This is a genomic window from Bdellovibrio sp. (assembly GCF_047637665.1).
Taxonomy (GTDB): domain Bacteria; phylum Bdellovibrionota; class Bdellovibrionia; order Bdellovibrionales; family Bdellovibrionaceae; genus Bdellovibrio.
In genome coordinates, this window is record NZ_JBLJBT010000041.1 from 1 (window position 1) to 25,108 (window position 25,108).

Below are 25,108 nucleotides of genomic sequence, written 5' to 3' on the forward strand. Positions count from 1 at the left end.
TTATCAAAGAGCCCAAAAATCTATCATTCTAGCTATTCAGTTTTCAAAGAGCGAAATTCTTAAATCAAAGCTTCGTTTCCGAAGCGCGAGGAACCAATCTTAAAGATTTTTTTGTCCCCGTCAATGTTCTTTTTTTATTTTTTTCGTCGCGAGACGAACGTCATAAAAAAGTTGGTGGAGGCAACAGGGATCGAACCTGCGACCTTCTGAATGCAAATCAGATGCTCTCCCAGCTGAGCTATGCCCCCGAACAAAGTGGAGCTGTTTTCTCGTAATGGCCTAAAAAGGTCAATAGCTTTTTTTCGAAAATTTAATGACTCATTGCGAGTTGCACAAATAACAACCGAGGTCTCTGCCCCGGTTGTTTGCACTCTCTATTTAAGTCTTTGTATTTACTGAAAATTAAGCGCTGGCTTTAAATTTTGACGCAAGCAGTCTATTTAGCCACTTTCTTTCAAAACCAAGGTCGAATCCGACCTTTTCCCCGCCAGAAATGATGGCCATGTAGACCTTTTTAAGGATCTCCACCTCATGATCAAGCCCATTATCAGCCCCTAAAGACTCTTCAATAGCCTCAAAGACGCTTACAAGATCTGGGGTTGTCACCACTTTGGGAATACGACCCATGTCGAGGCCCAAAGTTTCTAGCGGCTTAAAGCCAACTAACGTTTCCGTCAGAAGAACTTTCGTTCCATTTTTAAAGTTAACTTGAATGAAAGGTTTCCCCTCTGAGTCTGCGCGGTGAAGAACCTCGCTGACTTCTTGCGAACTGAAGGAGAATACTTTTCCATCGAGATCTTGGTGAATCTGCACTCGCCCCGACTCATTGATCTTTGCACGAAGACCCTTCGAGGCATCGACAAAATTCAAGATGTGGTCTAACTCAGCATGTGTCGATTTGGATTTGCTACTCAAAATACCCTCCCCTAATTAAAGGGTCCTTCCTATACTAGAGGTATCGACAATCCCCACAAGGACTTAACGGGAAAACAAAAAAAGATGAGAATCCGGCCTCTTATCCTGTCGCAATTTGAAAAGAATATCGCGATACTGTTTCAAGGCGGGATTCATAGCGGCGCGACTTGTACTCGCTGTTCCGATTTGAGATAAGAAAAAGCGAAAGAGGCACTCACTATGATCATCACACGTTGGCAAGCTCCCATTGTTCCAAGCAAACAGCAGATTCACATGATACTGGAGTCTGAAGGTTTGGAGCCTTTCGATGAAGTCTATGAACCACAAACGAAAGTTCAAGATCACCGCCATCCATTTGCAGAAGTTCGAGTCATCGTTGAGGGTGAAATGATTTTTAACATCTCCGGCAATCAATTCATTTTGCGTCCCGGAGATCGTGTCGAGATCCCCGCAAACACAAAGCACTCCCATGTTGCCCAAGGCACTCACGCTTGCGTTTGTGTTTGCGCACAACGAGCCATCTAAAGAAGTCGCATTCCGCCCTTTAAGTCTCATCGACAAAGGGCCCGAACGAGCCCTAGGACTTTGAAGTCCCCTTCATCCAAGATAGATATTCACGGATATTTTTTTCGAAACCTCGATTGGTAGGCTCGTACAGCGGAGACTTTTCAACTTCCGCAGGAATGTACTCTTGATCAACCCAGCCGGTGGGATAATTATGGGGATATTTGTAGTCCCTGCCGTATCCCAAATCTTTAGCCAGGGCCGTCTTCGCGGATCGAAGATGCAGTGGCACCGGCAAGGTGCGTGTTTTCTCCACAAGTTCTCGCGCTTTATTTAAAGCCATGTAAGAGGCATTCGACTTGGGGCAGGAGGCCAGGTAAGTCGTCACCTGGGCCAAAGAGATCGCCCCTTCAGGAAGACCAATCGCCTCGACCGCCTGAAGACCCGAGACAGCCACGGAGATCGCGCGTGGATCGGCATTCCCAATATCTTCCGAGGCTAAGACAATCAAACGACGGGCAATAAAAATCGGATCTTCTCCGCCATCAATCATGCGCGCCAGGTAATAAACGGCGGCATCAGGATCACTGCCTCTGACACTTTTAATAAAGGCCGAGATCAGATCATAGTGCATTTCGGAGTTCTTGTCGTACCCCAAAGGGTTCTGCTGCAGCAGTTCCCGCATATCATTCACATCAAGAAGAGCACCTTCTTCTTCATCTTTGGTGAAATTATAAAGAATCTCCAAGCTGTTGATCAGGCGGCGAGCGTCCCCGTCAGAATACTCGAGAAGATTGTCGATCGCCTCTTTTGTAAGAATGCGTTCTAATGTTTTTTTATAATGAGTCTCGGCACGGGTGACGATCTTACTTAAGTCTTCGACCGAAAGCCGTTCAAAAACGACGACACGGCAACGACTTAAAAGAGCTCGATTGAGTTCATAGCTGGGGTTTTCTGTCGTCGCTCCGACTAACACGACGTCGCCCTTTTCCACAAAAGGCAAAAGAACGTCTTGTTGAGCTTTATTGAAGCGATGAATTTCATCAACAAACAGAATGGTTTTTTGCTGATACTGAAGGCGACGGTCTTTTCCCTGTTCGCCAATCTCACGCAAGGTTTTCGCTCCAGAGTCTACAGCATTGATATTTACAAAATGAGCGCTGAAGTGCTGTGACAAGGCCAAGGCAAAAGTCGTCTTGCCCGTTCCCGGAGGACCCCAAATGATAAGACTTGGTAAATATCCTTTACGCAACATCTGGCCCAATTTGGATTTCGGTCCCAATGTTTTATCTTGCCCAATGATTTCATCGAGATTCTTCGGACGAAGAATTTCTGAGAGTGGAGAAGATTGGGAGGCGGCGCCAGAGGCTGAAAAAAGATCCATGGAATGGTCATAAACCATTCCCCCCTCTAAATCACCCAAAAACCCGACGAGGATATCTCATAAATCTCATGGGCGCAGCGCAGGACAGAACTAAAAGCTCTGAATAGTAACCACCGTGGACGCCTTTACTGGCGTTTCATCTCCGTTGGTGGCTCTTTCCAAACCAAAGACTTCCAAGCTTCCGCTTGCAGTCATCCCGCTGGGAGCCTTAACTCCCCCGCAGTAAAGGGCACAATCCGTTGAGAAACTGGCCGTGCCAGCCGGCACAAGGGCTTCTTTTGTGGTTCCCGAAAACCAGGAGTCTCTCAAAGCGGCCAGGCCATCGCCGCCAACCTCGCAACTGACAGCCTGAGAGCTTCCTGGAATCTGAATCGAAATGCGAATGAACGCAATCACCAGGGTCTTAGATGTATCTTTGCGATTAAAAGTAATTGTCGGAATTCGAAAATAGTCTGGAGAAATGTCTGCTGTCGGCGTATCGGCCCCTGCATTTTTATCTGCCAAACAACTTGCGGCCGTCGCCGGGATCAAAGGAAAGGCGGAAGAGCTTACCACCACCTCAACATTTCCCTCTTCTTGAGAGCATCCCCCCAAGGTCGCCAAACACACAAGAAGCAAAACGGGCATTAACTTTCTCATGGGCTCTCCTTAGAAGTCTTGAGTTGACGGCAAAGTTCCACCAGAATCCACTTGGCCTACAATACGCGGAGTGAGGAAGATGAGAAGCTCCGATTTTTCCTTCGAAATATTTTTTGTCTTAAACAAATAACTCACAAAAGGCAGTTCACGGAACCATGGTACGCCGGTTTCTCCATCCGTCGCGTCGCTTTGATAGATACCACCAATGACCGCCGTCTGGCCGTTTTTCACAAGCACTCTGGTATTGGCTTCACGGCTGTTCACTGCAAAAGCCCCCTGTCCCGCGCTGCTCACGTCAGCTCCCCGGAACTGTCTGTTCACATTGACCTTCATTATAACAGATCCATCTGCAGTCACTTGAGGAGTCACTTCCAGTTTCAATGTCAATGGCTTGAACTGGAACGTCTCTTGAGTGGCTGTTCCATTTTGAGTCACCTGACGAACTGGCACCTCAGTCGTTTGATTGATATCTGCTTTTTCGTTCGTCATTGTCATGATTCGAGGAGCTGAGATAATTTTCACCTGTTCTTCGCTCTCAGACAAAGACAATGCCGCCTGCAAGGTTCCAAATAGATCCAATGTCCCTACACTGACGTTGAAATTCAGATTCGCCGGAGTGTTGGCACTCGGGTTGACACTGAAACTTGGATTCATGTTGACTGGACCACGGGCTGTCGAACCCAATTTGATCGGAGCCCCGGTGGCTCCCCAATTGATTCCGATATTGCGCGTGAAGCTTTCTTTCGCCTCGACAATCTTACCTTCGATCAGAACTTGTGGAGGTTGAGTATCGAGACTCGCAATCAGCTTTGCCGTGCGCTCAAGATTTTCTTCGATGTCCGTCACCACCAAAGCATTGGTGCGCACGTCACCCACCACACGGCCTCGGTCACCTAAGAAGTCCTTGATTTTTTTCTCAAGCTCTTCAACACGCGCATAGCTAACGGGAAACATGCGTACTTTCAAAGGCTCGACATTTTTACGAGCCTGAGCCAGTTTGGTGGCGTCATCTTCTTCTGCTTTCAAGTCCTGCAAAGGAGCGATACGAAGAACATTCCCCTGACGAGTGTAACCCAATTTTTTTGCCTTCATGATGACAACCAAAGCCTGATCCCAAGGAACTTGGCGCAACTTCAAACTGACTGCGCCTTTCACGTCCTCGGAGATCACCATATTCACGCCGCTCTCTTCAGTGATGAAGTTCAAAGCATCACGAATGTCCATGTTATTGGTTTCGATTGAAATCTTCTTCCCATAGAACTTGGTATTGCCCGAAAGGAACTCTGTTAGATCCTTACTTGGAAGAATCTTCGTGTCTGGCATATCCACATTGGTGCTGGTCATCTCGGAGGCACCTTGGTGAGCCACGTCCTGCCCGCCCATGCCACCCTGACCGTTCGCGACGATAAGCAAATTGCTTCCTTCAGCTTGAACAGCCGGCTCGCCAACACCTTCACGCAACTGAATCACAAAACGAGCCGTATTAGAACCAGGATTCTGATACGCATCAATAGCGCCAATACTCCCTTTAATATCACGCGTATTCAAAGAACGCTTCAAACGCTCAGGCAGATTCGCGTTGTCCACTTCGATGACAAACTGGCGCAGATCAGGATTCATGCGTGTTCTGTATGTCAAAGGTCGATCCCCTTGCACAACAACAGTTCCCCCCGCTTCGTTCGCCTTAAATTTTAAATCCGTGATATTCGCAAGAGCCCCTGCTGATGAAGAAACTGAAGGCGCCACTTCTTGAGTTGGAGCCGGAATGGTCTCAGTCACCGTGTGTTGTTCTGGCTCAATTGTGGGAGCTGGAGCATCCGCGACAGAGTCTGCAAAAGGATCTTCCATAGGAGCTTCTTCCGCTGGGGGAAGAGTCTCGGTCGGAGTTGGGGTCGCCGCTTGCTGTTTTGTTTCATCCTCGATGGCCAGATCTTGGTCATCCTGAGGAGCCGCGGTTTCTGCCTGTTTTTGATCGACTTCAGAGTCTTCAAAGTCAGCAAAATCATCTTTAGAGCCCGACGTTGCCGGAGCGACTTCCGCAGAGGAATCCATGCCATCATCAAGTGACAAATCATCCTCTCCAGTAGGGCGACTTGCACAGGACGTCAGTGACGCAATCATTGCACTTAGGATTAATAATCTAATGAATCCTTTCATTAGCTCCTCCTCTTTAAAAATCTACTTTTTGAGCTCTAAGACGCGACTTTCTTTAATCGACTTCCCGTCATCGTATCTTGTTTCCAAGACAACAACTTCGCCTTCGCGTATGGCCGCGACGAATCCTTCGGATCGGCCAATCTTAGAGTTCTTTGTTACAGTATAAACAGCACCATCGGGATCGCGAATCATTGCACGCGGCGAACGCACATCCCACAAAATACCCACCACTTGCAAACGCTCCAGTTCCCACCGCTGCAAGGGCTCAAGAATTTCTAAATTCTTTGAGGTCTCTGTGTGGACCGGACGCACTGTGCGGAAAGCTTTGAATGGATCCCTCTTGCCCGTCGGATCGTAGGAGTATTCTTCCCGAGGAAGAATATCTTGCGGTGGCGGAGGCGCCGTCATGCCATCTCCCACCGGCATTTCTGCCGTCGGTGGCGGAGGTGGGACCTCTTGCATTTTTTGCACTGGCGGCGGAGTTCCCGCTGGAGCTTGTGTCCCCGCCGGAGGAACTTGAGTCGCCTCGATCTCTTTCATGAAGTCCGCAGGCAAATCACCACTCGCAGGAGCTCCTTGAGAATGGGCTGGCGTCATGAACCTAGCACTCACTGCAAAAGCGAGCCAAAGTCCCAATGAGGCTACTAAAATGTAAGATAACATCCATCTTACAGACTTCACTGCCGTTTCTCCGCACCTTCTTCAGGTTTTTTCTCAGGAGCCAGTTTATAACCAACCACTTGCCCCTCAAATTTAAGCTTCTTATTGCCCGCGCCCGCCTCGGTCAAAGTCACATTCTTCACGCGAGTCATTCGTTCTGCCGTTGAAACCAGGTAAGTAAACTGAGCAAGCTCTGCATAGCTTCCCTCAAGAGTCACATCAACAGGCACTTCTTCAACAACTTCTTTTTTTACGTTCTCTCCAGGCTTTTTTGATTTAACGCTCACCCCGGAGTTTCTTGCAAAATCATCAATCGCCTTATTGATATCAATGGAAAATAAAGACGACGGCAAACGACGAGAGATCTCTTGATACTTCTGACTGAGTTGCCCGACCTTCTCCTGCATTTCCTGAACTTGCTTTAATGTCGCGTCAGTGTCTTTCTTCTTGTTTTCTTCCACCTGAAGCTGCTGAGTCAGTTGCACCACTTGAGCATCGATGGCGGAACCGTCATTGTAAACCGCATACCAATAGAATGCAGTCAGTCCCAATCCCATCATCAGGATCTTGCCAATCTGTTGAGCTGCGAGAGTTTCAAAAAACTTATTCATTGAGGTCTCTCCAACAAACAACTGATCTCAAACTTTTTCAAAGTCACCCCATCTTGAACGACTTCGCTTGAGTTCAAAAGAATCACATCCATTAAAAAAGCACTTTTCGTCAAAGCTTCCAAAAAGGTCGAAACCTCGTAGTCGCTTAACGCCAACCCTTGAATATTCACCTTTTCTGGACTGATTTGAACACGCGTCAACCAGGCTTTTTCGGGAATCACCGTCTGCAAAAGCTCCATGACCCGGATCTCACGCTGACGATCTTTCGCAATCTTTTCTAAAGCGGAAATACGGGCTTCAATCAAAGCCTCATCTTCCTTAAATTTTTTAATCTCTGCCACGGAAGCCGCTTGCTTGGAGTTGTAGCTTTGCAACTCAGTAAGAACCTGATTCTTGGCATTCAAATCAGCCACCTTGGCAGGGATATTCTGATTTTCGTAAATATATAAAGCCAAAGGCCCCACCAAAAGGAGTACAAGACGCTTCATTGCCTCCTTACGAATCTGATCTGGAGACAGGAAGGAATCTGAGGATATTCCTATGGAGGCCCCTAAAGAAGCTCCCGTACCTATAGATGCCGAAGACGCCAGATTAATTTTAATCACGTTGCATCTCCCACTTCACGAAGAGCCAAACCCGTCACCACACCAGCAAAAGAGCTGATCTGTTCCAGATACTCCGGAGAAAACTTTTTCGGATTGGCTTTCACGCGCAAGAAAGGATTAAAGGGTTCCAGCAAAATGCCGGTCACTCTTGAAACCGTTTCCGTTAGACCGGAGGTTGCGGAGCTTCCGCCGGTGTAGAAACATCTATTTAAAACAAGACCGTTGGTGGTGGCACTGAGGAAGTCCAAACTGCTACGAATTTCTTCCGTTACGGCTTCATTCGTCGCACTGATAATACTGTGAACTTCGTCGGGAACTTCACGACGCGAGATCGCGCTGAGTTTCAACGCTTCAGCTTCCGCCACCGTCACACCCATGGCTTTATGAATTTCATTGGTGTAGTTCGCTCCCCCGACAGGAATGTCGCGACAGAAAATAACTTCACCATTCTGCAGAACCACGAAGTTGGTGATCGAGGCTCCGAAATTCAAAATACCGATCACCTCGCCGGGGATCTTTCCATAATTCAATTCAAAGGCATTGGCCAAGGCAAAACCACTCACATCCAAAACACCGCAAGTCAGCCCGCTGATTTCAATAACTTGAGTATATTGAGTCACCAGTTCGTTTTGCGCAGCAATCAAAAGAATATCCATCGTGTCTGGAGAGCTGCTGGCCGTGAGAATGTGATGAGCCAGACTGATATTGTTAATATCAAACGGAATATATTGTTCTGCCTCAAAACGAATTTGATCTTTGATAAGCTTCTTGTCCATCTTGGGAATCGTGATTTTCTTCACGATTACTGCGGTTCCCCACATAGCTGTGGCGATACTTTTACGCTTGGATTTTACTTCATTCACCAGAGATTGAATCGCCATACCGACAGCGCCGATATCCGCGATCTCCCCGCCAGATACGGAGTTCGGAGGAGTTGGCGCAAAACCAAAAGAAAGCAGCTGGGCTCCTTTGCCGTTGAAGTCCATTTCAGCCAGTTTTATGGAACTCGTACCGATGTCGAGTCCGATGACCTTTTTCGATTTAAAAAACATGCTTTCGCTGCTTCCCCAGTTGTACCACTAAAGATGTATTTTCAAAGACTTACGTCTTTAGACGCAGGTCTTGAATAATAAAATTATTTCTGGTTGGGCTATGAATGTCAAATAGGGGTCTAGTCCGCGACTAGCTTAATCCTGGAAGAAAAAGGTCTAGGTACCACAGGGCAATGGTCTCGCCTCCAAACAAATACAAAACAGCTCCCAAAGCAAGGTAGGGCCCGAAAGGAATCACAGTCTTTAGTCCAGCCTTTTGTTTTCTTGCGACGATAAGTCCCACGACACTTCCGATGATCGCCGAGGACATGATCACAAAAGGAATTGCCTTCCACCCAAGGAGGGCCCCAATCCACGCCAAAAGCTTGATGTCGCCGCCGCCCATCCCCTCTTGTTTGGTGAGAAGATAATAGACATAAGCCATTCCCCAAAGAAAACCGCCGCCCATCAAAACGCCAAAAAGCGCATCTAAGAAGTCTCTTTGTGGATTCAAAGCCGCCCCAACCAAACCAATGACGATACCCGAGAGAGTAAATTCATCCGGCAAAATCATGTGATCGATATCAATAAAGGTACAAACCACCAAACCAAAGATGAAAATCAAATACTCCAAGAGCGTCCAGGAAAGCCCGGCGTAATGATAGCTGAGCGCAAAGAGCACCGCTGTGATGAGCTCCACCAACGGATAGCGGAAAGAAAACTTTGCTCCGCATTGACGACAACGACCACGCAAAAGGAACCAGCTCAGGAGCGGGATATTATCGTACCATTTGATCGGGGTCTTGCAGCTATAACAATAGCTGCGAGGTTTTACGACACTTTCCTCTTTAGGCAGTCTGTAGATAATGACATTTCCGAAACTTCCAAAGATCGCACCCAAAACAAAAAAGAACCCATAGAGGAACGTATCGAGACTAAACAATGTCTTTTCTCCTGAAGAAGAAGTTGGTCAAAAGAATCAGCAAAAGAACCCACCCGGTCATATGAGCCATCATCCATAGAACCTCTGCCAGCGGAATTCCTTTTTCCAAGAAATAGGCGGACTTCCAATTGATTCTATATAACTGAGGCGTGATCCAATGAAAAAGCCGAACGGTCTGAACAAAAAAAACTTCTTTGCTTTTTTCGGCAAAAAAAGCGAGATCCCCTAACCAGTGGCCTAACAAAAACACCATGACTCCAGCCCCCAAGGCCAAAACAGGTCTCACGATCAAACTAAAACAGATCACCAAACACAAAATCACAACGCTTTCAAACCACAGACTCAAACAGATTTCGAAAAAGGAAAGCCACAACTGAGATTCCTGCCAAACGCCCAACAACACCGACAAAAGAATCGCCAATGCCCCCAAAAGCAGAGTGTTCAAAATCACGACGCCCAAGAGCTTCCCCAAAATGAACTGCTCTCGACTGACCGGACGAGACAAAATCAAAAGACAGGTTTGTTTCTCAATCTCTTTGGCAAGAAGGTAGGAGCCTGAAAAGAGTGACACTCCCAAAGTCGCCACCTGAATCGCCAGAAAACCGAAATCAGCTAAAATCTTTTTTTGTTCCGCCAAAGATAAAGCCCCTAAAAGGAAACTTAAACCCAGCAGCGCCACCGCTATCAAAATGACCACGAAAAATACTTTTTCACGTAACATTTCACGCAAAGTCGTTCTGGCCAATGCCCAGACCTTAGCCATGAGACTCCTCCCGCCCCTTCAGGACTGAGAAGGCTCTTTCCAAACTTTGGAATTCCGCCATAAAAGAACTCAGTACGCCATCATACAAAATCTGCCCTCGATTGATGACGACAAGGTGAGAGCAAAGTTCTTCCATATCCTGCAAAAGATGGCTGCTAAAGAAAAGACTGACGCCGCGCTTTTGCTCTTCACGCAAAATATCTTTCACCATCGCACGTCCGTCTGGATCAAGACCCGACATCGGTTCGTCGAGAATCAACAAATCCGGTCGAGTCAAAATCGCTTGCGCAATTCCCACTCTTTGCAACATCCCTTTGGAATACGTCCGCAAACGACGGTCTTTCGCTTCGAATAAATCGACTTTTTTAAGAGCTTCATGGGCTCTCTCATAGAAATCTTTCAGGGACGAACCGTAACACAGGTTCCAGTGCAGACGCAAAAACTCCATCCCGGTCAAAAACTCATAGAGATAAGGACGTTCCGGCAAATAACCGATACGCGTTTTAATGGGGCTACTTAAAGGACTGCCAAAAAAAAGGATTTCGCCGCTGTCGGGATGGATAAAGTCGAAAAGGCACTTGATCGTGGTCGTTTTACCGGAGCCGTTGCTTCCCACAAAACCCGATGTCTGCCCCTCCGGCAATGAGAACGTCACATTCCGCAGAACATGGCGATCCTTTTCAAAAAGACCGCCTTTAAAAGTTTTGTTCAGTTTTTCAACCGTCAGTACAGCCATGAGCCTTAAGGTTTAAGCTCAATATTCAGAGCCTTCACCATCTCCCTCACAGGATCATACTGTTTGGAGGTGGCCGGCATCAAGTCGCGAGATCCTAAAATCTCGGAGTAGGTGTTTTTATTACGGGATTGTTCCAAAATATCAATCAATGCAAACATCAAAGTATGGGTCGTCTTGGGATAGAGATCGTAGAAATCCTGGCGAACACAAAATGGATCGTTCGGAATGGGTGCACTCATCCACAAAATACGATATTGAGCCTTTTTATCGGAGGCAAACTTCACCCAAGCCCCTTGAGTTCCCTTTTCATCATCACTGAAGACCGCGGCCGCTTCCACCTTCTTTGCCTCTAAAAACTGAATAGACGCTTGATGATTCCCGGTGAAGGCCACTTCTTTAAAGTCCTTTTCATTAAGACCTAATTTTTTAAGAGCCACTTGAGGATAAAGATAGCCCGAAGAGGACTTGTCATCGACAAAAGCAATACGCTTTCCCTTCAGATCCTTGAGCTTTTTAATCCCAGAGTCTTTAGGAGTGATGATCGCAGAATAGTAAAATGGCTCTTGCCAAACTTTTTTAAGCAGAACCTTCGCTTGTGCTTGCTGTTCGGCAAACACATAGGTCAACGATGAAAAAAAGGCGAAATCCACCTTCTTTGTCTTCATCGCTTCCACTAGGCCCGCATAGTTTTTTGAAACATAGATATTCACGGGGATGTTTAATTTCCCTTGCAGCTCTTTGGCCAAAGCCAACCCTTGCTCGCGCAAGTTTTCAGGGTTTCCTCCCGGGATCACGCCGATTGTGATCGCTGAGGGACTTGCCTCCGTCGTACTAGTCTCTGCAGCCTGTGCATTTGAAAAAACCAGCAACGCGGTCAATCCAAGAATGAGTCTTTTCAAAATTCCTCCATGGCCGTCAAGGCCTCGACTGATGATGACTCATTTCTTTCATTTTTTAAAGCAAGAACAAAGGCCTCCGCGGCGTCACTTTCGGTCAGACAAGGGATGTTGTAGTCGGTGCAAGCTCGACGAATGTCGAAGCTGGCCTCAATCGCACGACGTCCCGAGGTCGTATTGATGACGAAAGCCACCTCACCTGAGCGAATCTTATCCACACAGTGCGGGCGCCCCTCATCGACTTTTCGCAAGGAAAGGCAGTTCACACCGTGATCGTTAAAGAAACTCGCAGTTCCGGTCGTTGCAGAAACTCCGTACCCCATTCGCTGCAGCTCTTTCGCCAAGGTCAACATGCCCTCTTTGTCTTTATCTCTGAGAGAGAAGAAAACTTGCCCCATCTTGGGAAGGCGGATGTTGCTTGAAAGGAAGGCCTTGGAAAGGGCCTCGGAATAGTTTCTTCCGCGCCCCATGCTTTCACCCGTGGATTTCATCTCGGGCCCCAACAAAGAGTCGGACTCAGGGAATTTTTTAAATGGAAAGACAACGCCTTTGACGGAAACACTCTTCGTATTTCTCCACTTCAGACTGTCCAACTTAAGATCTTTCTTCTTTCTTCCTAACATCGCCGCCACACCCAGATCGATCAAAGGAATGCTGGTCGCTTTGGCCACAAAGGGAACAGAGCGAGAGCTGCGCGGATTGGCTTCTAACATGTAAACCACGTCGTTCTTGACCGCGAGCTGCAAGTTCAAATGCCCAATAACGCCGATACGATTTGCGAGGCGCTGACTGAGGTCTTCAATGCGCTCGCAAGTTTCTGGTTTCAAACGATGAGGAGGCAAAACCCCCATCGAGTCACCAGAGTGAACTCCCGCCGCTTCAATATGTTCAACGACCCCGCCAATCACAGTCCAGTCTTCACCGCGCACCAGATCGACATCGACCTCCAAAGCGCCAGCCAGGAATTGGTCCATCAAACAAGGTTTGTCTGTCGAAATATAATCCGCATGACGTTGGAAGTAGGAAAGCAGCTCATCGCGATTTTCGATGACCTCCATACGACGCCCCCCCAAAACATAACTGGGGCGACAGATCATGGGATAACCGACCGCGGACTCATACTGAAGAGCGTCCACCACGGAGCTTGCCATCGCCGAATTCGGAATTTCGAATTGAAGTTCACGACAAATCTTCGAGAACAAACCACGGTCTTCGGCTAAATCAATGGTTTCTAGAGAGGATCCCAAAAGTTTATAACCAGATTTAACAAGTTCGGGAGCAAGATTGATCGGCGTTTGTCCTCCGAGTTGTGCGACAAAACCTTTCGGCTTCATAAAACGCATGATCTCACTCAAACTTTCAGCGGTCAGAGGTTCAAAGAACAAGACATCCGAAGTGTCGTAATCCGTAGAGACCGTCTCTGGATTTGAATTCACCATGATGACTTTATAGCCATTTTTTTGAAAGGCTTTAACTCCCCGAACACAGCTATAGTCGAATTCGATTCCTTGTCCGATACGGTTCGGCCCACTTCCGATAATCACCACCGCATCCGGAGCATTCACCGTCGCCGATGAATGCGACCAGTACGAAGAATAGAAATACGGGGTGGAAGAGTCAAATTCTCCGGCACAGGTATCGACCTGTTGATAATGCGGGAACAGGTTGTGTTTTTCACGCAAAGCACAGAGATCTTTTTCTTTCTTTCCAACCAGAGTCGCCAACCGAGCATCCGTAAAACCCTTGCGCTTGGCCGCCAGTAAAAGCTCTACATTGTTTTCAGAGAACTCTTTCTTGAACTTATTCTCGAACTTAATCAAAGCATCAATGTGCTCAAGGAAATAGGGATTGATTCGCGTCAGCTCTTCAATATCCGCCACGGTCTTTCCATCGCGGAACGCTTGGAATAGATGATAAATCCGTTGGCTGTTGGGATAAGAGACCTTGCCGATTTCAAGAGTCACTGCGGGAATCGCTTGAGGACTCATTTCAAGACTGGCCAGGGCCTTCATCATAGATTCTTGCAACGTGCGCCCAATTCCCATCACCTCGCCGACACTCTTCATTTGAGTTGTCAGAGTGTCTTTAGAACCTGGGAATTTCTCGAAAGCAAATCGAGGGATCTTGGTCACGACATAGTCGAGCGCGGGTTCATAACAAGACGGCGTCACTTTCGTGATATCATTTTTTAATTCATCAAGACTGTAGCCAATCGCCAAGAGGGCTGCAATTTTGGCGATCGGGAATCCTGTCGCCTTACTGGCCAAGGCAGAAGATCGACTCACGCGTGGATTCATTTCAATCACGACACGCTCTCGTGTCGTGGGGTGGACGGCGAATTGAATATTAGCTCCGCCGGTTTGAATGCCGACCTCATTAATAATTTTGCAGGCCTCATCGCGCATGGACTGATATTCACGATCACTCAAGGTTTGTTGGGGTGCGACCGTGATACTGTCGCCCGTGTGGACTCCGCACGGATCCAAGTTCTCGATACTACAAACCACCACGAAGGTGCCTTGATAGTCGCGCATCACTTCGAGTTCGAACTCTTTCCATCCAAGGATGCTTTCTTCAACTAAGACCTCCGAGGTGGGACTTTCATGAAGAGCTCCAACAAGCATCTTCTTGTACTCTTCAGGAGAATAGGCGATCCCGCCCCCTCCGCCGCCCAAAGTGTAATTCGGGCGGAGAATCAACGGATAACCCAAGTCATCCGCCACCTGTAAACCATGTTCAAAAGTACGTACCAAATGACTTTTAGGATAACGAGCCCCGATTTTATCAAGAAGACCACGGAAGATCTCGCGATCTTCACCGGCTTTGATCACCTGAGGAGTGGCTCCCAATAACTGTACTTTGTGCTTTTGCAAAATGCCCTTGGCATGAAGATCCAAAGCCAAGTTCAACGCCGTCTGTCCCCCCAAAGTGGGAATGACAGCCTCCGGCTTTTCTTTTTCGATGATTTTTTCAAGATAGTCGACTTTGAGTGGCTCGACATAGACTCGTGTCGCCACTTCGGGATCTGTCATGATGGTCGCCGGATTGGAGTTCACCAGGATGACTTCCAGTCCTTCTTTCATGAGCGCCTTACAGGCTTGGGTGCCGGAGTAATCAAACTCACAAGCTTGTCCAATAACGATGGGTCCAGATCCAATAATTAGAACTCGTTTAATACTGGACTTCCGCGGCACTCATTCCCCCTTTTAGACGCCTAATTTTCCCTCATTCGAGTAGATCATTTCAGGCTTCACATGCTTATACTGTTCAAACTTATAGCGCATCTTAATCAAACGAAGCATGAGAAGATCAGGATCCAAATCCGGATCTTTTCGATGGCGCTTTACTTCGCTTAAGATAAATTTTTTGGCGCTTTCAGGATGGAAACAAAATCCTCGTGTGAACACGAAAGAGTCACCCTGTGGAATCAAACGAACTTCAAAAAGTTCGTCAGGGTCAAATCCGAAAACGTAAGAAGACTGCTTCACCACAAGCTTCTTATTCGCCAAAAGATCTTTAATATAAACATCCCCATTTTTGATTTTATTAAATTCAAAAATAGAATGACGATGTTGTTTTAAAATTTCCAAAATTTTGAGTTCTTCACCTGAAAAACGCAATTCGCGAACCAACAAACAAGCCTCCAAAGGAGTTTGCCCGAAACCTTTCAGTTCGCGAGTGAAAAAATACCAATCATAAAACTGCGCCATACGGGACTCATAATGCTCGGAGTTTTCATCCAAGGTTCCCGCATTTTCAAAGAACTCTTTTTTAGCCATGGCCAATTCGTCCTTGAAGGCGTCGCTCACAAAGTGATTCAGAATTTTTTCAATTAGTTTTTCATATTCGTTCATATCATCCGCTCTACAAAATAGCTAAATAGCCCGGCCGCCTCATGAGGCCCTGGGCAACTTTCCGGATGATATTGTATTCCCAAACACTTCTTTTTTTCACTATAAAAACCTGCCACAGTGCCATCATTTAGATTCACATGGGTCACTTTTACGTCCCCAGGCAAACTACCCTCTTCCACGGCGTATCCATGGTTCTGACTGGTCATATAGATCTGATTAAGCAGAGTGTCGCGAATGGGGTGATTACTGCCACGATGACCAAACTTTAACTTGTAGGTCTTCGCCCCCAAGGCCAGGGCCAAAATCTGATGCCCCATGCAGATCCCAAAGATCGGCTTCACCCCTAACAGCTCACGCACGGTGCCCGTCGCCATTTTCACATCCGCCGGATCACCGGGGCCATTGGTCAACATAATGCCATCGGGATTGTACTCCAGAATTTCCTGAACTGAGCTGCGACTGTTGAAGATTTTAACCTCAGAACAGCGAGATTGGAGCTCCCGTAAGATATTTTCTTTACTGCCAAAATCTAAAACCGCCACGCGCGGGCCGACCATGTTTTCACCCCTGCGAGTTTCCGCCTGCGGGCGAGAAGTGAGATAAACCCAGTCTTTATCTAAAGTCTTCTTCTGAGCGATCAAAACTTGTGCTTTTTGACGAGCCTCTTGCTCTGAAGCCGCGTGAACAAGGGCTCCCCAGGGAGTTCCTCCTTGGCGGAGACGCAATACGAGATTTCTTGTATCGAGCTCGGTCACCAGCGGAATCTTGTTATCAGTCAGGCGCTTCTTCCAGGCATGATCGCGCTCGGTATCTTGAATCTCCAGGCAAACAAATCCCTCAATCCAAAGTCGACGCGACTCCCACACGTCATCTTCAACGCCATAATTTCCTTGCATGGGAGCGGTCATCACTACGATTTGCGAAAAATAAGAAGGGTCTGTGGCGATTTCTTCATAGCCGGAGTGGGACGTATTAAACACCACTTCCCCAGCACGATCTTCTCCACCCTGCCAAAGACCCGTGTACAACTCGCCACTTTCAAGAACCAAATAGCCCTTCATTATTTTTCCTCCGCTAGAGTTGCATAAATAAGACTTTGACGAATCAAGACGCCATTAGAAACCTGATCCAATACCTGACATCGCGAATCCCGCAATACGTCCGCATCCAGTTCTGTCCCTTGGTTGATGGGCCCCGGATGCATGATCAAAGCTTTGGCTGACAACGCCTTCAAGTTCTCTTGAGTAAATCCATATTGCTTACGATAGTCTGCCAGTGAGTACTGATGAGAGTGACGCTCTAATTGCACGCGCAACGCCATTGCCACAGAGGCCCACTGCAATCCCTCACGCAAAGAAGTGAAGACTTTTTGTCCCGAGGATTCCGGCAAAAATTCCGTCGGACCACACAACGCCACCTCATAGCCCAGCTTCTTTGCTAACTCAAAGTGAGAAGCAGCCACACGACTATGGCGAACATCACCAACGATCAAAACCTTCTGACCTTCACAGGTTCCCAGATGTTTTCGAATTGTGTAAGCATCCAAAAGGGCTTGAGTCGGATGGCCTTTCTTTCCCCAGCCCGCGTTTAAAATAGGGCTGTGAACTTTTTCAGAAAGGGATTTTAAATCCAACTCATCCCCGCAGCGAATCACCAAAAAGGACGGCTTCATGGCATCCACATTCAGAACCGTATCTTCAAAAGTCTCGCCCTTTTCCAAACTGCTCCCCGCTTTACCATCCAAACGCAAGGGGTAAACTCCAAGCCGAGCACACGCCGTCTCGAAACTCATACGAGTTCGGGTGCTGGCTTCAAAAAACAAAAGGGCTCCGGTTTTACCGAAGCCCTCAAAGTCCAACGACTTATTGGCAGCAATTTGATCTGCCAAAGAGAATAGGAAGTCGATTTTTGTTTTTTCGAGAGAATTGAGATCAATGAGGGATTTATTTTGTCTAGATAACATCTAGAACCCAAGCCTATGGCCCGAGTTCCGAGATGTCAATACAGTGGAGAAAAAACTCGGTCCCAACGCACCGAAGGGTAACGATCCCCACCCCATTTTTTTTGCCAATCCAATGAAAGCCAAATTAATACGACCCGACCCACCACCTGAGTCATAGGAACCGTGCCCCAATAGCGCGAGTCGTCACTTGCATCCCGATTGTCCCCAAGCAAAAAGACTTCCCCAGGAGGAACCACCAAAGGGCCGAAATCTTTATCCTCGGACTGCTTTTGAAAAATCACGCGCCAATGATTCTCTCCAGACACTTCCTGGTAGATATCAAACATTTCTGGATTTGGATTGTCTTGCTGATTTTCCAAAACTTTTTCATATCTCATCGGCTCTTCATTTAAAATCAAACGCCCATTGATGATCTGTACACGATCCCCAGGAAGACCAATCACGCGTTTTACGTAAGTTGTTGTCGGCTGATTGGGATAAGTGAAGACCACCAAATCACCCCGCTCAGGTAAAGATGACGCCCACTTGTCTTTTGCAAATGGCACGGGAAACCCATAGGAGATGCGTGAAGAAAAAATGAAATCGCCGGGTTTTAAGGTGGGCTGCATAGAGCCCGTGGGCACTTTATAGGCAGTCACAAGATAGTTACGCACAAAAAGGGCGCACAGCACTGCCAAGATCAAAGTTGTTAAATATTCCCGCCAACGACTCATCCCTCAATATTAGGACGAACTTAAGAAAGAAGGAAAGACAATTTCTTACTGCACTTTTTTAAATAGTCGATCGAAACGAATTTCAGAGGGATTACAAACAAAGGTCATCGTCGGCAAAGTGCTATGGCAAGACAACCAAATCACCCAAGCTTTCCCCACAATGTAATCATTCTTCACAAAACCCCAATACCGAGAATCACTGGATTGATCGCGATTGTCTCCCATAAAAAAGAAATGACCTTCAGGAACAGTGTAAGACTGGGACTCGCCCCCCACTTCTTCAGAAATAAACCGCACCACATAGGATTTAGCGCCGTTATTTTCAGTGTAGTAGTTAAAGCCCACTTCACTGCTAGGGCCCTCGTAAGGAGTTAAAGTGAATTTCTTCCCATTGATCGTAATCCGACCGTTTTGCACATCCACCTTGTCTCCGGGAAGACCAATCAATCTTTTGATGTAGTAGACATCGGGATTTTCTGGATATTTAAAAACAATGACTTCCCCCCGCTGAGGTTGTGACCATTGAAAAATCCAAGGGTTTCCAAAAGGCACATGCAGTCCATAAGCGGCTTTTTGCACGAGAATGTGATCGTGAATCAGAAGATTAGGAATCATACTTCCCGAAGGAATCACAAAAGGTTCCACCAAGGCCCATCGCACACTCAGCACCAACAGAATGGGAAAAAGGAACGTTAGAATCGCCTGATTCCACGTTCCTTTTAAACTTCGAGTGGGTGTTGGCTCTGTCATTAATTTACAGAGTGGAAGAAGCGCCCCCAACGAGTCGTCAGAGGATTACATAAGAAAGGAAGAGCCGGAACCGTCTCCTCACAGCTGAGCCATACGAACATCGCGCGGCCCAGGATGTTTTGCTTTGGCAAAAATCCCCAAACACGACCATCGGACGAGTTCATACGATTGTCACCCATCACAAAAAGATGATCTTGGGGCACCGTCACCGGACCGAAAGTTTCGTAGATATCACCCTTGCGAAGAAGGATCGCATGACTCTTTCCACCAGGAAGCTCTTCGGTGAATTCCACGTAGTTGTCTTTGCCATCATTGATGTTTCCATCACGCTGAAAGTCCGCATCACGCAACCAAGCAAAGTCATCCATGTTGGCCGGAACTTTTTTATCAACAGGTTTATCGTTGATATAAAGAGTGCCATTTTCATAATAAATTTTATCGCCAGACTCTCCGACGATACGCTTAATGAAGAACGTGCTCATGTCTTTAGGATATTTAAAGACAATCACCTCGCCACGCTTGGGCTCATTGAATTTCACCAACCAGTTTTCACTGAAAGGGACGCGCAATCCATAAGTCAGTTTATTCACAAAAATATGATCGTGGATCAAAAGCGACGGAAGCATTGATCCAGAGGGAATGACGTAAGCTTCAATAAATCCCCAGCGAATGAAAAGCGCGATGAAGACCGCCAAAAAGAGAGAACCCCATCCTTCAGTCCAAAAATGTTTTGTGCGCCAGTTCCAGCTGTTTTTGTTGTCACTCATGCTGCATCCTCTCCATTAATCCTCAACTTTTAGAATCGCCAAGAAGGCCTCCTGAGGCACATCGACTGTTCCGATTTGCTTCATGCGCTTTTTACCCTCTTTTTGACGCTCCAAAAGCTTACGCTTACGGGAAATATCACCACCATAACACTTGGCGGTCACGTCTTTTCTCATGGCCCCTAAGGTCTCACGAGCAATAATTTTTGCACCAATCGCCGCCTGAATCGCCACCTGATATTGCTGACGAGGAATCAGTTCTTTCATCTTTTCCGTCAAAGCACGGCCCCGATTGATGGACTTCGATTTGTGAACAATCAAAGAAAGAGCATCGATAGGCTCCCCGTTAATCAGAATATCCAATTTTACGAGATCCGACTCTTCAAAGCCGATGAATTCATACTCCAACGAAGCATAACCTTTAGAGATCGACTTCAAACGATCATAGAAGTCCATGACCATTTCATTCATCGGGAGTTTGTACTCAATGATGACTTTTTTATCGGTCACGTATTCCATTTTAATCTGAATACCGCGTTTATCTTCACAAAGTTTCAGAATGCCGCCGATATATTCAGTCGGAGTATGCAGCGTCACCTTCACGTAAGGTTCTTCAAACTTGGCAATCTGAGTTTCATTGGGCATTCCCGATGGGTTTTCGAGCATGATCTCGGTCCCATCCGTCTTCGTGATTCTGTAAACCACCGTCGGAGCCGTGGTGATCAAATCAAGATTGAACTCACGCTCTAAACGCTCTTGCACAATTTCCATATGCAAAAGACCCAAGAAACCACAACGATACCCAAAGCCCAGGGCTGCTGACTTCTCCACCTCAAACGTCAAAGAAGAGTCATTCAAACAAAGTTTATCCAAAGCATCTTTTAAACTTTCGTACTCCGAAGCCACCACGGGGAAAATACCCGCAAAAACCATCGGCTTGATTCTTTGGAAACCAGGAAGGGGTTCTGTCGCTGGATGTTTTGCGGACGTAACGGTGTCACCCACTTTCACGTCGCGAATGTCTTTGATACCGCAAATGAGGAAGCCCACCTCACCCGCTTCCAAGGCGTCTTGCATCGCAGGGAAAGGTTTATATTTACCCATGCGCAAAACTTCGTAATCACGATCCGTCGCCATGAACTTGATCTTGTCGCCTTTTTTAATGGCGCCATCCATCACGCGCACCAACACGACCACACCTTGATAAGCATCAAACCAAGAATCGAAAATGAGCGCCCGCGGAGTCAGGCTGCGATCCGCTTTTGGAGGAGGAACTTTTGCAACGATGGCCTCCAGGATGTCAGTGATCCCGATTTTTTCTTTGGCCGACGCATGGATAATTCCTGTGCAGTCCAATCCCACAGTATCTTCGATTTGTTTTGCCACGCCTTCAGGATCTGCCGAAGGAAGGTCAATTTTATTCAAAACAGGAATGATCTCGAGGTTGTTCTCCATCGCCAAATAAACGTTGGCCAAAGTCTGAGCTTCAACCCCTTGAGCGGCGTCGACCACCAGAATCGCCCCTTCACAGGCCGCCAATGAACGCGATACTTCGTAAGAAAAATCCACGTGCCCCGGAGTATCGATCAAATTGATCTGATACATATTGCCGTCTTTCGATTTAAAATCCAAACAAACGGTTTGCGCTTTGATCGTGATTCCACGTTCGCGCTCCAACTCCATGTTGTCGAGGAATTGATCCTTCTTCTCACGATCAGACAACGCGCCCGTGGCAGAAAGAAGACCGTCCGCCAAAGTCGATTTACCGTGGTCAATGTGAGCAATGATAGAAAAGTTACGTATAAATTTAGGATCCATAATTCTCTTTTTTTAGATGAAGTTGGCGCTTCTTACGCCCAGCGCGCAGTATACAAATAAGAAGCGCCGAGTTGCTAGAGACAACTCGGCGCAATGATTACGGTTTTCTTTAAAATTACGCCAAAGTCTTTACGGCGTCTTTGAGCTGCTCAATCTTATTGAGCTTCTCCCATGTGAAGGACTCTTCATTACGGCCAAAGTGGCCATAGGCTGCTGTTTGACTGTAAATAGGTCTCAAAAGATCCAAATCTTTTGTGATTCTTGCAGGACGCAAGTCAAAAACCTGACGAACTGCTTTTTCCAACGCCTCAGGGCCCAATTTGCTTGTGCCATAGTCGTTCACTGTGATGCTCACAGGCTCCGCAACACCGATAGCATAAGCCACCTGAACCAAACATCTTTCCGCAAGACCAGCGCCAACGATGTTCTTGGCGATATGACGAGCTGCGTAAGCCGCCGAACGATCCACTTTCGAAGGATCTTTACCAGAGAACGCCCCACCGCCATGAGCCCCATGCCCACCGTAAGTATCTACGATGATTTTACGACCGGTCAGGCCGGCATCTCCCATTGGTCCCCCCGTTACGAAACGGCCCGTCGGGTTGATGTGGAACTTAGTCTTTGCGTCCAACCAGTTTGCAGGAATGGATTTCTTAATCAATTCTTCCGTGATGAATTCTTTGATAGTCGCATTAGAAACAGAGTCAGCATGCTGAGTGGAAATCACAACAGTATCAATACGCTTGGCTACGCCATTTTCGTATTGCACAGTCACCTGAGATTTTGCGTCAGGACGGAGCCAATCCACCTTGTTCGCCTTACGAAGTGCTGCAAGATCCTTCACAAGTTTATGAGACATCGCAATGCTTAAAGGCATCAACTCTGGAGTTTCATTCACCGCATAACCAAACATCAATCCTTGGTCTCCGGCCCCTTGATCATCAGACAAGGTCTCTTTGACCCCCACTGCGATATCAGGAGATTGCTGGCCCACTGCGATCATGACACCGCAAGTTTTGTAATCAAAACCCTTGTCAGAGCTGTCATAACCGATACGCTTCACCACATCACGAGCCACTTCTGAGAAGTTCACTTTTGCAGACGTCGTGATCTCGCCCCCGACAACAATCAAGCCCGTCGTCAGCAAGGTTTCACAGGCCACACGACCCTTAGGGTCTTGAGCCAAGATCGCATCCAAGATGCCATCAGAAATTTGGTCTGCCATTTTATCGGGATGCCCCTCAGATACAGATTCGCTCGTAAAAAGATAATTTTTCACTGCTTTCATTCCTCATTAGGAAAGGTGTTAATGAGCTCGGCCTAAGGTGAAATCATACCTTAAGCCATCCTAAATGCCCTTCACATTTAGCGAACGGCCAACCTACCAAACGAGGGGGGAGGGGTCAAAAGAATAAAAAAAGGTGGCTGTTTTTAGCCACCTTTTTAAACATTTTCGCTGTAGCTCTTAAGCCGCTCTAGGCCGCTTTCTTCCAGCGCATAACCTGCTCCAGACGCCCCTCTTTGGTGAGCTCCGGCTTCTTATGGTTTTTATACTGCTTGCTCGTTTTTAGAAATTGTTTTTCAATCTTCTCTGCCGCTGAATCCACAGCCCCGTACACATCGGTGCCATAAGCGGTTGCCTTAAAATACTTCTCTCGAGTATTGACCGAGATCTCAACACAGAACTCATTTTTCTGTTTAGAGAAATACACGCTGCCATAACCTTCCTTCAGCAAAAAACGCCCAACTTCCGACATCTTTTCAGCCGTATAGTTTTCAAGAGATTCGGAGTGATCGAGGTGCTTAAAGGTATAGTTGAGTTTCATTTTTTCTCCTTTGGCCCCTTTCAAGGCCTATTATTTGGGAAGCTTCGTCAGCTTCTTCAGTCGCCCCAGAGGACTCTAGGACTGCCTAGACCTCTTATCGGTCAGGCTCGACCAAAGATGAGCCTTATTTTGAGACTCACTTAGATTTTCTTTGGGTTAATTGGCAGCGCTTAAAAATTTCGAGATCGGCTCTATTATTCAAATATTTGCTGACCGGGACCATATTATCGTAGGCCGCACGACATCTCCCCCGTTGGGCCTCAATATTTGCATCGTAATAGGAATCGCGCAAAGCTGCGGGCAATCTATCCACATGGGTTGGAATCAAAGTTCCTTGTTTGAGCTTTTGTTTGTACTCACTCAAGGCTGCCTCCGACTGTTTGCGAATTTCGCGAATGTCGGCGTATCGAGGTGGGATGTTGGGTGGAAGTTTTTTTGCGGTGTCTAAAGCCCCTTCGAAATTTCCGACTTCAAAGTACAGCTTCGTCCGGCCGTAAAGGGCTTCGATTTCTTGAGGATCGAGGGACTTTGGCTTTTTACCAAAGGGGTTCCCCAAAAATCCCAACGATAAACCCACGACCGCCACTCCCCATGTCACAAAATGAGCACTTGTTTTTTTCATATAGGGGCTTATCGGAATTTCTAGACTAAAGATGAGGAGCCGTGGTGTTTTAGAATGAAACGGAATTAAACCGAAACCATCTTCCGATAGTATTCCAACAGCCTTTTCGCTCCATGCACCAGATTCGCTTCCCAATCATTATGCGCATTATGGTCCGCCCCGTCGGTGATGTATTTTAGCGAAATCAACTGCACACCCATCTTGCGACAGACTTTGGCCAGTGCGTACCCTTCCATATCTACCAAATCACAGGAAACCTTCGGAGCCCCCGTCTCAAAGCTGTCGCCGGTGCCACAGACACCTTTGATCAGTTCTGGAAAATAAGGAATTAACTCAATACCTCCGGGAAGAGGATCAAACGGCGTTTCTCCCACTTTGAAACCCAAGGGAGAAATATCCATATCTCGCTGAACAAAAGTGGATACCTCCACCAGATCATGGGTTTTAAATTTGGAACTTCCGGCCGTCCCTAAGTTGATCATGACTTTGCACTTTGTTTTGTGAATCACATCCATCGCCGTCAATGCCGCATTGACCTTGCCAATGCCGGTGTAAAGAACAGGAATATTCTCATTTTCAAAAAGCCCCTGGGACTCACCAGGAAGAGCCATCACCAACGCGACATCATTAATATTGAACAAGGGAAAATACCTCTTCGTTTTTAAACTTCATTTTATTCAAAAAAGTGAGATTCACAAGAACCGCCACAGACTCTACCTTGTAGCCCGCAAGATAACTTAAATCAATCGCCGCTTGAAGTGTTCCCCCCGTCGCCAAAACATCATCCACAATCATGATATTTCCTTGCCCCAAAGGAAGTTCAATTTCAGCCTGCCCGTATTCAAGAGCATAAGAGATTCTTTTGGTTGGTGGCGGCAATTTGCCCGCTTTGCGAATCGGAAGAAAACCTTTTTTATGGGTCGCCGCCAAATGCGCCGCCAGAATGAAACCACG

At 47.0% G+C, this 25,108-nt stretch carries 26 protein-coding genes and 1 tRNA gene; 1 reads left to right on the forward strand and 26 read right to left on the reverse strand.

The window, feature by feature from the left end:
• Nucleotides 1-172: 172 nt before the first annotated feature.
• A tRNA-Ala gene (locus tag ACM64D_RS14150) sits at nucleotides 173-248 on the reverse strand.
• Between the two features lie 154 nt (nucleotides 249-402).
• Nucleotides 403-915 (reverse strand): hypothetical protein, encoded by a 513-nt coding sequence (locus ACM64D_RS14155; RefSeq protein WP_415063878.1) that lies wholly within the window; start codon nucleotides 913-915, stop codon nucleotides 403-405.
• A 219-nt stretch (nucleotides 916-1,134) separates the two neighbouring features.
• Here ACM64D_RS14155 and ACM64D_RS14160 point away from each other — a divergent pair, with 219 nt between their 5' ends.
• Complete coding sequence (locus ACM64D_RS14160) at nucleotides 1,135-1,440, forward strand: cupin domain-containing protein (protein ID WP_415063879.1); 306 nt, start codon at nucleotides 1,135-1,137, stop codon at nucleotides 1,438-1,440.
• Nucleotides 1,441-1,492: 52 nt separating this feature from the next.
• Here the strand turns inward: ACM64D_RS14160 and ACM64D_RS14165 are convergent, their stop codons facing one another.
• From ACM64D_RS14165 to ACM64D_RS14280, 24 genes are all read right to left on the reverse strand, one after another.
• Nucleotides 1,493-2,821 (reverse strand): replication-associated recombination protein A, encoded by a 1,329-nt coding sequence (locus ACM64D_RS14165; protein WP_415063880.1) that lies wholly within the window; start codon nucleotides 2,819-2,821, stop codon nucleotides 1,493-1,495.
• Between the two features lie 72 nt (nucleotides 2,822-2,893).
• Nucleotides 2,894-3,442 (reverse strand): hypothetical protein, encoded by a 549-nt coding sequence (locus ACM64D_RS14170; protein WP_415063881.1) that lies wholly within the window; start codon nucleotides 3,440-3,442, stop codon nucleotides 2,894-2,896.
• A 9-nt stretch (nucleotides 3,443-3,451) separates the two neighbouring features.
• On the reverse strand, nucleotides 3,452-5,599 hold the full coding sequence (gene pilQ, locus ACM64D_RS14175) for a type IV pilus secretin PilQ (protein ID WP_415063882.1): 2,148 nt from the start codon (nucleotides 5,597-5,599) through the stop codon (nucleotides 3,452-3,454).
• 21 nt (nucleotides 5,600-5,620) lie between these two features.
• Nucleotides 5,621-6,280, reverse strand: coding sequence for a pilus assembly protein PilP (locus tag ACM64D_RS14180; protein ID WP_415063883.1), 660 nt, complete (start codon nucleotides 6,278-6,280; stop codon nucleotides 5,621-5,623).
• Complete coding sequence (gene pilO / locus ACM64D_RS14185; RefSeq protein ID WP_415063884.1) at nucleotides 6,277-6,870, reverse strand: type 4a pilus biogenesis protein PilO; 594 nt, start codon at nucleotides 6,868-6,870, stop codon at nucleotides 6,277-6,279. The genes ACM64D_RS14180 and pilO overlap by 4 nt, the downstream gene beginning before the upstream one ends.
• Entirely contained in the window at nucleotides 6,867-7,475 is a 609-nt protein-coding gene (locus tag ACM64D_RS14190) for a PilN domain-containing protein (protein WP_415063885.1), read from the reverse strand. The genes pilO and ACM64D_RS14190 overlap by 4 nt, the downstream gene beginning before the upstream one ends.
• On the reverse strand, nucleotides 7,472-8,527 hold the full coding sequence (pilM, locus tag ACM64D_RS14195) for a type IV pilus assembly protein PilM (RefSeq protein ID WP_415063886.1): 1,056 nt from the start codon (nucleotides 8,525-8,527) through the stop codon (nucleotides 7,472-7,474). The genes ACM64D_RS14190 and pilM overlap by 4 nt, the downstream gene beginning before the upstream one ends.
• A gap of 130 nt (nucleotides 8,528-8,657) precedes the next feature.
• Nucleotides 8,658-9,449 carry a prepilin peptidase gene (locus tag ACM64D_RS14200; RefSeq protein WP_415063887.1) on the reverse strand — a complete coding sequence of 264 codons (792 nt, stop codon included), beginning with the start codon at nucleotides 9,447-9,449 and terminating at the stop codon, nucleotides 8,658-8,660.
• Nucleotides 9,442-10,212: an ABC transporter permease gene (locus ACM64D_RS14205; protein WP_415063888.1), complete on the reverse strand. Its 771-nt coding sequence runs from the start codon at nucleotides 10,210-10,212 to the stop codon at nucleotides 9,442-9,444. Before ACM64D_RS14205 ends, ACM64D_RS14200 begins: the two co-directional genes overlap by 8 nt.
• A complete protein-coding gene (locus ACM64D_RS14210; RefSeq protein ID WP_415063889.1) occupies nucleotides 10,205-10,948 on the reverse strand; it encodes an ABC transporter ATP-binding protein in 744 nt (247 codons plus the stop codon). Before ACM64D_RS14210 ends, ACM64D_RS14205 begins: the two co-directional genes overlap by 8 nt.
• Nucleotides 10,949-10,953: 5 nt before the next feature.
• Nucleotides 10,954-11,847: a phosphate/phosphite/phosphonate ABC transporter substrate-binding protein gene (gene phnD, locus ACM64D_RS14215; protein WP_415063890.1), complete on the reverse strand. Its 894-nt coding sequence runs from the start codon at nucleotides 11,845-11,847 to the stop codon at nucleotides 10,954-10,956.
• The gene (carB, locus tag ACM64D_RS14220) at nucleotides 11,844-15,038 is read right to left on the reverse strand and encodes a carbamoyl-phosphate synthase large subunit (protein ID WP_415063891.1); all 3,195 of its coding nucleotides are present in this window, start codon (nucleotides 15,036-15,038) and stop codon (nucleotides 11,844-11,846) included. The genes phnD and carB overlap by 4 nt, the downstream gene beginning before the upstream one ends.
• A 12-nt stretch (nucleotides 15,039-15,050) precedes the next feature.
• A complete protein-coding gene (locus ACM64D_RS14225) occupies nucleotides 15,051-15,698 on the reverse strand; it encodes a hypothetical protein (RefSeq protein WP_415063892.1) in 648 nt (215 codons plus the stop codon).
• Entirely contained in the window at nucleotides 15,695-16,759 is a 1,065-nt protein-coding gene (gene carA / locus ACM64D_RS14230; protein WP_415063893.1) for a glutamine-hydrolyzing carbamoyl-phosphate synthase small subunit, read from the reverse strand. Before carA ends, ACM64D_RS14225 begins: the two co-directional genes overlap by 4 nt.
• Nucleotides 16,759-17,661: an aspartate carbamoyltransferase catalytic subunit gene (locus tag ACM64D_RS14235; RefSeq protein ID WP_415063894.1), complete on the reverse strand. Its 903-nt coding sequence runs from the start codon at nucleotides 17,659-17,661 to the stop codon at nucleotides 16,759-16,761. The genes carA and ACM64D_RS14235 overlap by 1 nt, the downstream gene beginning before the upstream one ends.
• A 35-nt stretch (nucleotides 17,662-17,696) precedes the next feature.
• Nucleotides 17,697-18,374: a signal peptidase I gene (gene lepB, locus ACM64D_RS14240; protein ID WP_415063895.1), complete on the reverse strand. Its 678-nt coding sequence runs from the start codon at nucleotides 18,372-18,374 to the stop codon at nucleotides 17,697-17,699.
• 45 nt (nucleotides 18,375-18,419) lie between these two features.
• Nucleotides 18,420-19,124: a signal peptidase I gene (lepB, locus tag ACM64D_RS14245; protein WP_415063896.1), complete on the reverse strand. Its 705-nt coding sequence runs from the start codon at nucleotides 19,122-19,124 to the stop codon at nucleotides 18,420-18,422.
• A complete protein-coding gene (gene lepB / locus ACM64D_RS14250) occupies nucleotides 19,124-19,891 on the reverse strand; it encodes a signal peptidase I (protein WP_415063897.1) in 768 nt (255 codons plus the stop codon). Before lepB (ACM64D_RS14250) ends, lepB (ACM64D_RS14245) begins: the two co-directional genes overlap by 1 nt.
• Before the next feature lie 15 nt (nucleotides 19,892-19,906).
• Nucleotides 19,907-21,706: a translation elongation factor 4 gene (gene lepA, locus ACM64D_RS14255; protein ID WP_415063898.1), complete on the reverse strand. Its 1,800-nt coding sequence runs from the start codon at nucleotides 21,704-21,706 to the stop codon at nucleotides 19,907-19,909.
• A 115-nt stretch (nucleotides 21,707-21,821) separates the two neighbouring features.
• Entirely contained in the window at nucleotides 21,822-22,994 is a 1,173-nt protein-coding gene (metK, locus tag ACM64D_RS14260; RefSeq protein ID WP_415063899.1) for a methionine adenosyltransferase, read from the reverse strand.
• A gap of 187 nt (nucleotides 22,995-23,181) precedes the next feature.
• Nucleotides 23,182-23,532 carry a ribosome hibernation-promoting factor, HPF/YfiA family gene (gene hpf, locus ACM64D_RS14265; protein WP_415063900.1) on the reverse strand — a complete coding sequence of 117 codons (351 nt, stop codon included), beginning with the start codon at nucleotides 23,530-23,532 and terminating at the stop codon, nucleotides 23,182-23,184.
• Nucleotides 23,533-23,668: 136 nt separating this feature from the next.
• A complete protein-coding gene (locus ACM64D_RS14270) occupies nucleotides 23,669-24,154 on the reverse strand; it encodes a hypothetical protein (RefSeq protein ID WP_415063901.1) in 486 nt (161 codons plus the stop codon).
• A 65-nt stretch (nucleotides 24,155-24,219) separates the two neighbouring features.
• Nucleotides 24,220-24,765 carry a 5'-nucleosidase gene (locus ACM64D_RS14275; protein ID WP_415063903.1) on the reverse strand — a complete coding sequence of 182 codons (546 nt, stop codon included), beginning with the start codon at nucleotides 24,763-24,765 and terminating at the stop codon, nucleotides 24,220-24,222.
• Nucleotides 24,766-24,781: 16 nt separating this feature from the next.
• Nucleotides 24,782-25,108: phosphoribosyltransferase family protein (locus ACM64D_RS14280; RefSeq protein WP_415063902.1), on the reverse strand; the 327-nt coding region annotated here is incomplete at its 5' end.